This window comes from Mesorhizobium sp. Cs1299R1N1 (genome assembly GCF_037179655.1).
GTDB lineage: Bacteria > Pseudomonadota > Alphaproteobacteria > Rhizobiales > Rhizobiaceae > Mesorhizobium > Mesorhizobium salmacidum.
The window spans coordinates 1-12,681 of the sequence record NZ_JAPYKR010000024.1 but is presented as its reverse complement, the minus strand read 5'-3'; the positions used below and the strand labels follow the sequence as shown (position 1 = coordinate 12,681).

13 protein-coding genes are annotated in these 12,681 nt (G+C 55.9%); 4 read left to right on the top strand and 9 right to left on the bottom strand.

Translation table 11 applies throughout. The features are described 5' to 3' along the window. The first annotated feature begins 229 nt into the window (after positions 1–229). Genes O7A70_RS31015 through proX form a run of 3 tightly spaced genes read left to right on the top strand, consistent with a single transcriptional unit; the run spans position 230 to position 3,281 of the window. A complete protein-coding gene (locus O7A70_RS31015) occupies positions 230–1,318 on the top strand; it encodes a quaternary amine ABC transporter ATP-binding protein (protein WP_337143742.1) in 1,089 nt (362 codons plus the stop codon). Beyond that, entirely contained in the window at positions 1,318–2,298 is a 981-nt protein-coding gene (locus tag O7A70_RS31010) for an ABC transporter permease (RefSeq protein WP_337143741.1), read from the top strand. The genes O7A70_RS31015 and O7A70_RS31010 overlap by 1 nt, the downstream gene beginning before the upstream one ends. Continuing rightward, complete coding sequence (gene proX, locus O7A70_RS31005; protein ID WP_337143740.1) at positions 2,295–3,281, top strand: glycine betaine/L-proline ABC transporter substrate-binding protein ProX; 987 nt, start codon at positions 2,295–2,297, stop codon at positions 3,279–3,281. Before O7A70_RS31010 ends, proX begins: the two co-directional genes overlap by 4 nt. A gap of 420 nt (positions 3,282–3,701) precedes the next feature. Here the strand turns inward: proX and O7A70_RS31000 are convergent, their stop codons facing one another. The 6 genes from O7A70_RS31000 to O7A70_RS30975 form a co-directional block, all read right to left on the bottom strand. Continuing rightward, positions 3,702–4,943: an NAD(P)/FAD-dependent oxidoreductase gene (locus O7A70_RS31000; RefSeq protein WP_337143739.1), complete on the bottom strand. Its 1,242-nt coding sequence runs from the start codon at positions 4,941–4,943 to the stop codon at positions 3,702–3,704. A gap of 54 nt (positions 4,944–4,997) precedes the next feature. After that, positions 4,998–5,321, bottom strand: coding sequence for a 2Fe-2S iron-sulfur cluster-binding protein (locus O7A70_RS30995; RefSeq protein WP_337143738.1), 324 nt, complete (start codon positions 5,319–5,321; stop codon positions 4,998–5,000). Between the two features lie 61 nt (positions 5,322–5,382). Further along, positions 5,383–6,396, bottom strand: a complete 1,014-nt coding sequence (locus O7A70_RS30990) for a sterol desaturase family protein (RefSeq protein WP_337143737.1) — start codon at positions 6,394–6,396, stop codon at positions 5,383–5,385. Between the two features lie 5 nt (positions 6,397–6,401). Then, complete coding sequence (locus tag O7A70_RS30985; protein ID WP_337143736.1) at positions 6,402–7,250, bottom strand: 3-methyl-2-oxobutanoate hydroxymethyltransferase; 849 nt, start codon at positions 7,248–7,250, stop codon at positions 6,402–6,404. A 330-nt stretch (positions 7,251–7,580) separates the two neighbouring features. Continuing rightward, complete coding sequence (locus O7A70_RS30980) at positions 7,581–8,510, bottom strand: LysR substrate-binding domain-containing protein (RefSeq protein WP_337143735.1); 930 nt, start codon at positions 8,508–8,510, stop codon at positions 7,581–7,583. A gap of 197 nt (positions 8,511–8,707) precedes the next feature. Continuing rightward, a complete protein-coding gene (locus O7A70_RS30975; protein ID WP_337143734.1) occupies positions 8,708–8,869 on the bottom strand; it encodes a transposase in 162 nt (53 codons plus the stop codon). On the opposite strand from O7A70_RS30975, the gene O7A70_RS30970 reads away from it, so the two are divergent. Further along, entirely contained in the window at positions 8,814–9,059 is a 246-nt protein-coding gene (locus tag O7A70_RS30970) for a hypothetical protein (protein WP_337143763.1), read from the top strand. The genes O7A70_RS30975 and O7A70_RS30970 overlap by 56 nt on opposite strands. Positions 9,060–9,242: 183 nt before the next feature. Here the strand turns inward: O7A70_RS30970 and O7A70_RS30965 are convergent, their stop codons facing one another. From O7A70_RS30965 to O7A70_RS30955, 3 genes are all read right to left on the bottom strand, one after another. Further along, on the bottom strand, positions 9,243–10,361 hold the full coding sequence (locus tag O7A70_RS30965; protein ID WP_337143733.1) for a mandelate racemase/muconate lactonizing enzyme family protein: 1,119 nt from the start codon (positions 10,359–10,361) through the stop codon (positions 9,243–9,245). 10 nt (positions 10,362–10,371) lie between these two features. After that, the gene (locus O7A70_RS30960) at positions 10,372–11,460 is read right to left on the bottom strand and encodes an alcohol dehydrogenase family protein (RefSeq protein WP_337143732.1); all 1,089 of its coding nucleotides are present in this window, start codon (positions 11,458–11,460) and stop codon (positions 10,372–10,374) included. A gap of 820 nt (positions 11,461–12,280) precedes the next feature. Next, positions 12,281–12,681, bottom strand: a 401-nt coding sequence (locus tag O7A70_RS30955) for an ISAs1 family transposase (RefSeq protein ID WP_337143731.1), incomplete at its 5' end; no start/stop codon positions are given.

Here is a 12,681-nt window from a genome sequence, read left to right as displayed (position 1 = left end):
ATCGGCGGCCAGACCACGCAAACGGTGAGCCCAGCCACACTGCGCCTCCAAGTTTCCGAGGTCGACGACAGTCTCGCGCCTGGCGCCCATCCCCTTATGCGGCCCCACGGCGAAAAAGTAGCCTGACGCTTGATATTATTTCGACTCCGCCGGCGCCGAATTTTCGATAGCGTGGTCTTCCAGTCGTTCGGCAGTGATCTAGAAACGACGATAACAATGGGAACAGGGAATGAGCAAAGCGCCTCAAGAGGCCGTCATTCGATGCGAGGGAATCTGGAAGGTTTTCGGAGCGAGGGCCAAAGACGCTATCCGTGCTGTCAAGGCTGGACAGCTGAGCAAGACCCAAATCCGTGACGAACTGGACTGCATAGTTGGTGTGCGCGACGCAAGCTTCAGCGTTGGCCGCGGTGAGATATTCTGCATCATGGGGCTGTCCGGCTCCGGGAAGTCGACCCTCATTCGACATATCAATCGGCTCATCGAGCCCACCGATGGAGCTGTGTACATTGAAGACCGGAACGTCAACGCTATGGGCACTAAGGAGCTAAGGCAGCTCCGCGCAGAAAAGATCGGCATGGTGTTCCAGAACATGGCGTTGATGCCCCATCGCAATGTCCGGGACAATGTAGCATTCGCGCTCGAGGTGAGAGGGGTTCCGGAGGTCAAGCGTCGCGATATCGCTCGCGACGCAATCGAGGCGGTTGAACTCACCGGCTGGGATCTCAAGTACCCCGACGAATTGTCTGGCGGAATGCAGCAGCGCGTAGGTCTCGCCCGCGCAATAGCTGCCAATCCAACCATACTACTGATGGATGAACCGTTTTCCGCGCTCGACCCACTCATCAGGCGTCAGCTGCAAGGAATGTTCATGGAACTCTCAGCTGAGCTTCATAAGACGACAGTCTTCATCACCCACGACCTCGACGAAGCAATCCGCATCGGGGACCGTATCGCGATCATGAAGGATGGCGTCCTGGTGCAGGTGGGCACGCCGGAAGAAATCGTAACTAACCCTGCGGATGATTATGTAGCGCAGTTCGTCAGCGGCATTTCCAAATTGGATTTGGTGACAGCGGCTAAAATCATGCAGCCGTTGGAGCAGTATCGTCAGCATGTCAATGCAGACGACCTGGCGAACTCTCCGGTCGCGCGCCCTGCTGACAAGCTTAACACACTCGTCGACCTGTCTATCGGAACCAATCATCCAATTCTTGTGAAACAAGGTGACGTGATCGTCGGGGTCGTAACAAAGGATGCCCTTCTCCGAGGGATTCAGGGGCGCGACGACGTTGCTGGGTTAAATCGGAGGGCCAATTAATGGCGGGCGACAAAAGCTTCAACTGGCTAGATCCGTTCTCGAGTATCGATCTTGATATTGCAGGCCATTCAGATGGCATCAAACAATGGGCCATCGAGCATCGTGAAGCGATACAGCCTCTGAAAATGTTCCTGGACGGCTTGATTCAAGGAATTGAACGAACTTTTCAGACTATCCCACCGTTAGTAATGTTTGCTTTCATTTTGCTGATCGCCTGGCAGGCTGCAGGCCGCCGAACTGCCCTCTACGTAGCGTTCGCGTTGCTCGTTCTTGGCTTGCTCTCCCCAGAGGCCTGGGCTCTGGCTATGACAACCCTGGCCATTGTGGTTTCCGCCGTAATAATTGCCGTTATTATTGGGCTACCACTCGGAGTATTGGCGGGGAAAAGCGACCGTTTCGAGACCATCCTTCGACCAATGTTAGACACGATGCAAACCATTCCTGCATTTGTGTACCTGGTTCCGGTCGTCATGCTTATCGGAATCGGCAACGTCTCCGGCGTGCTGGTCACGGTTATATTCGCGCTCGCCCCGCTAATAAGGCTCACATCTCTAGGCATCCGGACCGTGAACCCAAGTGTGGTCGAAGCGGCAAGGGCTTTTGGGGCAACTCCCTCACAGATCATGTTCAAGGTTGAGTTGCCGATGGCCACTCCGACCATCTTCGCCGGCCTCAATCAGACAATCATGCTTTCGCTGTCGATGGTGGTCATCGCGTCAATGATTTCGGTCAAGGGCCTCGGCAACGAAGTGCTCCGCGCGATGGGTCGGCTCGATGCCGGGAAAGCTATCGTCAGCGGCCTCGGCATAGTGATGCTTGCCATCATCCTGGACCGCATAACTCAAGGCCTTAGTCGGTCGGGACGCGCGCGAGGGCACCGCCACTGGTGGCAGACCGGACCTATCGGCGTGATCGCAAACCTATTCCGCAGGGTTACGTCACGAATATCAACCACTACAAGAGAAGGAGGAAATACATGAAATTCGTTTCTCTCACTGGAGCGATCGTGTTGTCGCTTGCCACCAGTCCTATCCTTGCTAATGAAAAACCCGGTGCAGGCGTCACGGTGCGACCCGTCATACAGCCAGTTATCGAAGAGATGTTTCAGGCGCGGATTGTTTTTCACGCTCTGCAGGACCTTGGCTATACCGTCGCTGACCCTCAGGAAGTGGTTGCTCAGACCGCTCATCTCGCAGTAGGCACCGGCGACGCCGACCTCTACACTGCCAGTTGGGACTCTCTCCACGAGAAATTCTATGAAGAGGCGGGTGGCCCCAAGGTAATGACCAAAATTGGCACTTTGGTCGAAGGCTGTTTACAAGGATACTTGGTCGATAAGGCTAGCTACGATGCTGGCGTCAAGAATCTGGGAGACCTGAAAGATCCAAAGATTGCTGCTAGATTCTCCACCGATGGATCCGGCAAGGCCGAGCTTGCGGGCTGTGTCCCTGGTTGGGGATGCGAACGGGTAATCGAGCATCAATTGACGGAGTACGGTCTTCGCGACACCGTCACCCACAATCAGGGTGAATACAACGCGATCATTGCCGACACGATCGCGCGGTTGAAAAACGGAAAACCCGTGCTCTATTATACTTGGACGCCCTATTGGGTCTCTGGTGCTCTCGTCCCCGGAAAGGACGTCGAATGGCTGAGCGTGCCCTATACTTCGTTGCCGGACGGCGCCAAAGCCAACACCGTATTTAACGGCAAAAACCTGGGCTTCGCGGTTGATAGCGAGCGCATCGTTGCCCGCAACGACTTCCTCAAGGCGAATCCCGCAGCACGCAAGCTCTTTGAGCTTGCGAAGGTCAGCATCAACGACGTCTCAGCCGAGAACAAGTTGATCGCCGACGGCGAGAAGAGTACCGCGGACATCGACAAGCATGTTGATAACTGGATCAAGACTCACCAAGCCGACTATGACGGGTGGCTCAAAGCGGCTCGCGACGCGGCCAAGTAAGGTCAACAGACGGGGCGCTGTGAACGGCGCCCCGCAACCGCTGTATCTGCTACGAATGCAACGACTGTTTCATTATTCTACTTACGAGGCGTTTTCCCATCTGGCGTTCTCATGTACCTCAGCCTCACATTTCGCAAAGATCTATCGGGATCACTTTGGCAAACCCCGGCAGCCAATGAGAGAAGCTCATTGACGCCGTTTGGCCAAAAACCACTGACTTCAGCGAAACGTTAGCTTAGCTTTGGTGCCGGGCCGCTGCCGACGTCGGGCTGGTTATCACAAAGCTACCGAGTCCATCGCCCCGATAGGCCCGGATGAACGAAGACTACAGACCTCGATTTCCATCCGCGAAAACACTCCGTTGGCAAGATCATTATCATTTCAAAGTCACAGAAGCTGATGCCCAACGCCTACGCGGGCTCAGGCTGCTGATGCTTGCGAGACCATAGTTGCTTGTGAGAGAAGGGTTTTGACTTCCTTGGAAAGATCCACGACGTGCTCAGGTGCGACGGTCTGCCCGGCTTCGATGATCCGTTTGCCGACCATATAGGCGCGAGGGTCGTTCATTGCGTCGAGAGCCAGGAGCCGACCCTCCTTATAGTACCAGATCGACTGTGACTGCTCATGATCGCCTCTTCGTTCGAAGATCCGGTCGTAGCCGGTGTTCAACCCCGCTATCTGCAGCTTAACGCCATACTGATCCGACCAGAACCAAGGCTTCACCTTATAGATCTCCGACGCACCGAGCATGTTTTTGGCAACCAGCTCGGCATGGTCGATGGCATTGCCGACGCTTTCAAGTCGGATGTGCCTGCCCTCATAAGGGAAGGAGGCGCATTCGCCGGCAGACCAAATGCTGGGGTCCGAAGTAAGGCCCTGGCCGTCGGTGCGGATGCCATTGTCGATCTCGAGCCCTGCCTCCTCGGCGAGGTCAGTTCTAGGGGTGACCCCAATGGCAACAACGACGAAGTCAACCTGGAGGTTGATGTCATTGGAGAGCACTGCGCCAGACACTTGGCCTCGGCCTGCCAAACGTTCGAGTCCCATATTTTCAAGGATCTTAACGCCGTGGTTGGAGTGCAGGTTACGGAAATAATCCGACGTTGGTGGGGCGGCGACGCGCTGGAGTATCCGAGGGGCCATCTCGATTAGCGTAAGCTCGAGCCCAAGTTTGACCCCAACGGCGGCGGCCTCGAGCCCGAGATACCCACCCCCAACAATGAGAAGCTTCCGTCTGGATTGGAATTCCGCGGCCATTGCGTCGACATCGCCGATCGTGCGTATCGTATACACGCCGTTCAAATCACCGCCTGCGGTTGGCGGCATTCGCCGCGGGCGGGAGCCCGTTGTCAGCGCCAGCTTGTCATAAGGGATTGACTCATTGCCCGCGCGCACCGTCTTGGTCGAGCGATTGATCGACGTAACAGATGCGCCCAGTTTGAGGTTGATTTCATTCTCTTTCCAGAACGAGGGCGCGCGTAGATAAAGCCGCTCCAGATCCATTTCTCGAAGAAGGTAGCCCTTGGATAGCGGCGGTCGCTGATAGGGCGGCGCGGCCTCTTCGCCAATAAGCGTTACCGGCCCGTCATAACCCAAGGCCCGCACCTTCGCTGCAAGCGATGCTCCGGCTTGGCCAGCACCGACGACTACAATGCCGGTCATAACAAAATCCTTCCGCAGATCGGGCCAACCTGCCCAGGCGTTCGACGATAGAGTTCAAACTTGTTTTTCGGGCATGTGAAGGATTAGTCCCTCCAATGCTTCATTGACCCTAATCTGACAGGTTAGGCGCGAACGGGCAGGATCTGGCTCGAAGGCGAAGTCCAGCATATCCTGTTCCATCGCCTCCTTCGGGGGAAGCTTGCCCACCCATTTTGGATCGACATAGACGTGACAGGTCGCGCAGGCACAGGCTCCGCCGCAATCTGCCTCGATCCCGGGGATGCCGTTGTCTCGGGCTCCTTCCATGACCGTGGCGCCGCGAGGAACATCCACAACATGCTCCCGCCCGTTATGTTCAACGTAAGTGATTTTGATCATGGCGATCTTCCTCGACTTGTACTGCCAACAACATGGCGACCAGACGTACTGCGCCCGCGTATTAATTTTTGCGCATTTTTTTCAAGCGAACCCGCGTGCGGGCCGTAGCCTCTTCCGTGCCATTGTGGAAAGTACCGAACCATTTGTCGCAGGGCACCTCAGGTTCCCCATAGTTGCACTCAAAGTAGCGGTGGTGCAGTTGATGGAAAAAGTCCCCGACCTTCAGTCCGGCATCGCTGTCTGCTCCAGCGGTCACGATTTCGTAGCCAGCGTGCGAAGTGATCGCCAGAAGGACCTTCTGCTGCAGCTGGAAGATGAAGTGTATTGGATGGGACGGGATCACCACATGTATTAAAACGGAACTCAGGTAGCCGATGTGCTCGGCTGGGTGCATCGACATGCCTGACCACGGGCCGACGTTCACGTTACGGTGATGTAGAGAGTGGACCTTATTATATATTGGCCTCCAATGCAGCACCCTATGTATCCAGTAAAAGTGAAACACGCCATAGAATGGCAAAAATATAAACCAAATAACAAGCCATACAGGATGTTCAGCAAAGCTCATCATCGGCATAAAACCGTTGGCGTATGCCCATAGGCCTATAACTTCATATGCGGTCCAAATCGTCACCCCACTGGCAATTGACCAGAAGATATTGTCCAGGAATTGGCTGTTGAATGTATATAGGGTGTTTTTCTTGTGGAACGGGCGCGCATCGTACCGCAGATGATTGCCTTGTCTTTTGAACGTGTAGAGATAGAGATGCATCCCTCCTGCCACGATGACCATCAGCGCGAGGTTGCGCAGATAAACGGCCGCGATCCAATTGAAAGCAAAGGTTCGCGCTGTTTCCAATGAAGGCGACAGGTAGAACCACGTCAGCAACGACACGCCAACCACCAGCAGCCGATCCGAGACCGGTAGCCAGGAGTTCCACAATAGCTTCAACCCAAGGATCGGCCCGCGTTTCAAGTTAAATAGCGACCGGTCCTGCAGCGGGAGATCGGGGTGGTAGTTCCACGTCGATTTCCCTGGGAGGGTCACTCCGGGCTTTGTGGTCTCTGACGTCATATCCGCTATCCTTTACTTTGCGCACCGCACGGGCGCGTTTCGTCCAGCCGGGCCCGGAAAGCTTCGAACTCGTTGGCTTTCAACGAGACCGATAGTTCGTTGTAAGGGAATGAGCCCTCGCGCACCGCCGACTGGAAGGCACTGAGAGCTTTCGAGCGCTCCAGCTCGATCTCCTGCTGCAGGCGAAGTACGTTGGCATACGCATGGGCATGGCGTGGCGGATTGGCAGTTTCGCCACAAATGTCCTCTGAAAAAAGGAATGTCACATCTCCCCCGGAACCAGAGCCGATTGAGAAGGTGATCATGCTCGTTCGCTTGTTGAGCTCCTCCAGGACCTGCTGAGGAACCAGCTCGACCTCAACGGCGAATGCTCCCGCGTCTTCCATCGCGCGAAACTGCTCGGCTAGTTTGAGCGCCTCGTCCGCTGTTGTGCCGTAAGCCCGCAACCCTCCGATCCAGGTGCTGTAAGGCGGAACCAATCCCAGATGGCCCATGACCGGAAAGTTGAGATCGGCCAACATCCTGATCGTAGCCAGGCTGCGCGTGGTGTAGAGCGCGTCTGCACCGTGATCCATCGCCCGCATTGCGCCTTCAAGGACGTCATTCTCGGTGGGATGATCGACGAGCATCAGAGCGGCGGTGACGAATGTGTTCGGCGCCGCCTCGCGCACTTCCTTGAGCATTTGACCGCGGGTGATGATCGTATCTATACCGGCGGCGGCAGCCCGCGCCGCCTGTTCGCCATTCATCGCAGTTACTTCGGTAAGCTGCAGCTTCCCTTTGTTGTCGCGCAAATCTGCGACGGTCCAATTTCTCTGAGCCGGACGGTGACCAAAGGTGAAAATATTGCGCATTCCTATGTCTTTCTCCGGGCGTCTCGAATGGAGGCTCGACTTGCTGGCTCAGTACGATGTTGCCTAAAGCGCCGTGAATCAAATGAAAGGTGGGCCCCCTCTGCATTCCCTGGAGGAATACTAGGCAGGGACGCACGAGTTTTGGGCTGGCAGCCCTTCTGGACCGAAGGCATTTTCTGAGGCTTCGCGGGGCCCATCAAGATCCGCTTCGCAAGACGCATTCTTCATGGCGCGTGAGATCGGCAGGGATTAGCCCGTGAACGCTTAGGTCAGGCCGATTAAGCGGAGACGGCTACCGATTTGCAGACAGGGTGAGCTCTCTCGGGGCCCTCAGAACGCGGAGGTCGCAGGGCGACTAATTCTCTCGGTTTCTGACGGGGTAAAGCCGGGAATATTCCCGCCGTACCGCCGCCAGAGCCATTCCTCGAATGGTTCGACTGCAAATTCGGGGCGCCGATGCGCAGGCCAAGCCAGGTGATATTGATCTTCTGTCTCAAGGAACTCGGGAAGCGGTGTCACCAAGTGGCCGCTGGCCAGCGGGTCGCCCAAAAGACGAAGCCAGCCAAGAGCCACGCCCTGCCCAGCCAAGCAGGCTTGAATTGTATTGTAGTAATTGTTGAAGCCCATTGGTTGGTGATCCTTTGGAAGTTCAAGCGAAAAATGCCTCAGCCATTGGCGCCAACCAATCCAAGAAGGGTGCTGAGCCTGCATGTACAGGAGTTCGCAGCCCAACAATTCATCAAGATGTCGCAGCGGCCCTTTTCTATTGATGAATTCAGGGCTGCAAACGGGGGTCAAGATATCCCGAAACAGTGGGCGGACCTTGAAATCGGAAAAATCGGGTTTGCCAAATGAAAGCACCAGATCCACCTGGCCAGCTGTTTCAATCCCCTGGGGGTCTGAAGTCACGACGAAGATTTCGCCGCCAGGAAAGCATTCCCGCACCTCCGCGACGTGAGGCAACAGCATGAATGCCGCGTTTGCGTTAGAAGTCGACAGGACGATCTGTTTTTTTGAGCTTTCTTGCAGGAGATCCTCTAGCGCATCGATGACTTGGGACGCAGCAAGGCTGTACGCCCTTAGCAGTCTGTGACCAGCCGGGGTTAAGCTGATTTGTTTGTGCGCGCGGAAGAAGAGTGGCTGACCCAGGCGACTCTCAAGCTCGATCATCTGCTTGCTGACGGAGCTTTGGCTTAGCCCGACCTCCTCACCCGCCAGAGTGAAGCTGCCGTATCTGGCGGCCGCTTCGAAGGTAGGCAAGAGCCGTTGAATGTTCCTGTATAGGGTCTTCGTTCGCATAACTTATGTTGATAGCGAGAACTGGGAGAGATTCAAGACAAGGACCGTTAAGCACCTGCACAAAGCAGAGTTGGGGCTCCCATTACCTACTATCGGCTTCGGGTATGGCGCGACATATATGGAACGGCCACGCGGCAAGAATTTTTTTAAGACATTTTTTATCCAGCGGGATCGGTGCGGTCATATTCCGGCCTTTCAGCGCAGTCTAAGACCGCTGAAAAGTGACGGCCGAACTTGAACCCGTCTGGATCCGGGATCATTGCTTTGACCGAAGCCGCCGTGATCGCTCCGACGCCCGGGATTGTCGTCAGCCGTCGCATGTCCTCGTCGCGCTTCGTCTCGCCGACGGCGTTCGAGCTTGTCGATTTGACGCATCAACGCCTCAATCTGATCGGCGATTCCAGCCAAAGCCCAATCCCATCGAGACCGGCCTTTTCCAAATTCAAGGCGCTGCCGCTAGGACTAATCCAGACCTCTGGCGAGCCATCACAACTGCGGTCAGACAGTTGAAACCACACGAATGCAAAAACTACTTCCATGCCGCAGGGTACACGACGGAAACTGATGGGAACTTGCTGTAGCTGAAATAGCTCGTACCTCAAGTCAAGCGCGCGGAATACGCAGCCCAGAGTTCGGTACTTCCAGCGAATGGGAAACCGCAATTGGACTCATCGTCGTGGCGACAATTTGAATTCATTTGGAATAGATAGCTACGGGCTCGCCCAAGACGCTCATCCTCGGCACCACGCCAAGACCTGGAACTGTTGGAGCATTGATATGGCCATTTACGACCGTAAATGGCCCATCAGCTGTCTTGACGGCGACGACGTCACGGCTTTCCAAAATGCAGCGAAGGTTGCGCTTCGGTATGGTCTGACCGAGATGAACGATCGCCGCAAACGCGATATCTGACCCTGTGGTTTCCTGGACGCTAATTGTGTAGCCGGCGGCGAGGCATATGTCCCGGTGACGGCGTCCCTTGGTGAGGCCGCCATTCTTAGAGATCTTCAGTCCAATGCCTTCAGCCGCGTCATCGGCGATGAGCTGGATAATATTTGCGTCGTCGACCGCGAGTTCGTCGTAGAAAATGGGTACATTGGATCGGCGACGCAACGAGACGCATTCCCGCCAGGTGGCGCATGGCGCTTCAAGAACGAAATCCAGACCGTCGGGAAGTAAACGCAACATACGTAGGGCCGACTCCACGGTCATGCCACCATTGGCATCGACGATATAGAACTCCCCGGGTTGTTTGTCGGCGAGAGACGCGGCGACCCGAGCCGCGTCGAGAGCAGGATCCTCACCTATCTTGACCGAATGGCCGATGTAGCCCTTCGCACGATACGTGGCGACCCGCTTGCGCATATCCTCGGGGTCCCCCATGTAGATCGAGGAGATCACGGGCATGGCGACATTGGTGCGACCGCCCAGCAAGTCGCACACAGGCATTCCAACTGCCTTTCCGAAAATGTCCCAGCAGGCAATATCGAGCGGCGTCTTGGCGTGAGAGTGGCCAACGAGCGCGGTGTCCATAGCTTCATACACGCGATCCACATGTCTCGGATCGAGGCCGATCAGGCTTGGTGCAATCTCCGCGATCCCGGCGCGAACCCCACGTGCGTGCGCCGCGATCCAGTTGGGGCCGAACGGCGTGCTTTCGCCCCAGCCCTCGGTGCCGTCGTTGGCAGTGACCCGGACGATCGTTGCGTCAAAATTGATATATTCGCGGCCGCCAGAGAGCTTGTAGACGCCCCCCAAATAGGGAAGATCGACTTGAAAGACATCGATACGTTTGATGCTGAGATCGGTCATGAAAAGGGCCTTATTCTGGAATGACGAGCACAAGCTTCCCGCCGATCGTCTTCGTCAGGAATTCCTGTTGTGCTGCAGCGATTTCATTGAGAGGATAGATCTTGCCAAGCAACGGGCGGACTTCATTCCGCTCGATATATTTGACAAGATTCTCGAAGATCACGTCGTCCTGGAAGGTGCAACCGAAGACCGTCAGATCCTTGAGGTAAATTGTCCGCGTATCAAGTTCGACGATCGGTCCCGCGATCGCGCCGGCGATGGCAAGCCTTCCACCTTTTTTTAGAAGGCCAAGCAACTCTCCAAAGCCTGGACCGGCGGCGACATCGATCACCACGTCGACGCTGTTTGCGCCGAGATGTGCAACAACACTTTTACCACGGGGGATAATGCCGTCCGCGCCGAGACTCCTCGCCAGCTCTACTTTGTCGCGACCGATAACTGCGGTTACCGTCGCACCTCTGCGCTTGGCGAGTTGGATTGCGGCCGAACCGACACCCCCGGATGCTCCGGTGATAAGGACATGTTCCCCCATGCGGACATTTGCCCGGTGTAGCATCAACTCCGCGGCAGAATAGGCACAGGGGATTGAGGCAAGTTCAACGTCCGACCAATCGCAATCGACCTTGTAGGTTTCCCGCGCCGGGGCCTTCATGTATTGCGCGAACGCGCCGTCGCAGTCGGAGCCAAGCGTCCAGCATTCCATCAGACGATAGTTAGCGTAGCTTCGCAGCATGTTGCGGACGATCACCCGCTCGCCGATACGGGCCGGATCGACATCGGGTCCGACCGCGACAATTCGACCACAGCAATCGGCCCCCTGAATACGGGGAAAGGTTAGAGGTGTTCCGGACCAACCGGCATCTTCGTCGTTCTTGGTCAAGGTGGCGTTCTCGGTCGGCTCACATACGGTCTTCGAATACCAGCCGATGCGGGTGTTGATGTCGGTGTTATTGATTCCAGCCGCGGCGACCCGGATCAACACCTCACCGATTTCCAGCCGAGGAACAGGTATATCCGTACGATAGTCAAGCTTGTCGACACCGCCATGTCCGGTGAGTTGAACTCCTGTCATAATGTCGGGAATGTTCGCGAGATTCATGCTTGCTTCCACTTATCCGCGGTTCCTGCTTTTTACAGATGTCCTGCACGCGAAGCGCTACCGCTTGGTCGAACACCTGCGAGGCCGCTAACGCCAGGCTACTTGCGATCGGACGGTTAGAGCTTCCTCAGGGTTCACCATCCGTCGATTTCGTTGTGCTTGCAGTTTATAAAGCTCGCAGATCTGATATTGCGTTGACGTTTCGTCGACGGGTCAAGGTGCTGTCTCACCGTGCATTCGCTCTGGAACCTGTGCACCCCTAACTTGTAAGGGCAAGTGCCACTATCAACTATGAAAAATCAAATGAAAACTGGAGGGTTCTTGCATTCCACCATCGAATGCAGATCCGTTGATTGGAGCGATAGAAGCCATACAGCGTTGTGTTATCTGCATCCCCAAAATTGAAGGAGACCGGTAACTTCTCTGGGGTTATGCGACTCGAAGTAGACGCGGTTTGGGCTTGAACAGTAAACGCACCTGCGGCTCTGACTGTCGAAGTCTCGCGGGAAGTCGATCGTGAAGCTCATCTTTTTTTCGGCGGTTCGCATCTGCACTAGCATGTGGGCACCATGCTGATACCACCGCATTTGCTGCTTTTTCGCCATACGTCTGGCGACCGGCGAGTTGACCGCCGACTTAGCAAGAGTGGTAGCGACGCGAAGGCCGGCTCGGTAGCGTTTGCCGTAGTTGACGATCGCACCGCGGTTCGAACGGACATAGGTGAGCAGTTGCGAAGCGAGCACGTGAAGACGCGCGACCGACAGATTTCCAGCCGCTTGCAACGGAACCGATTGCGTAACAATACCCCAGGGGAATCGCTTCAGGTTAACGGCGGTTTTTGTCGGACGAGTGTTTCGAGATAGTCGAGGTCGAGATTGGCGAGTTTTCGGCGGACCTTAAGGCTGTGTTTGTCCTTCGGGTTTCGCACGAGATTCATGGCCATGTGTTTGACGACGGCCATGTTGTGCGGCCCGTGGCCGGTTCTGAGCCGGGCAAGGTCGTCATGGAAGACGACGTCGAGAACCCAGTGCAATCTGTTTTCGATGTGCCAATGGGTGCGTACGGCGTGGGCGAATGTTGTGGCGTCGAGCTTAGCGGAGGAGAGATAGTATCGCCTCTCGCGTTCGGTCTTGCCGTTGCGCTCGACCTTTGTCTCGACCATGCCGATCATGGCCAGATGCGGGAAGCGCGGTTCGCCGGGATAGCGGCGATCAGAGAACA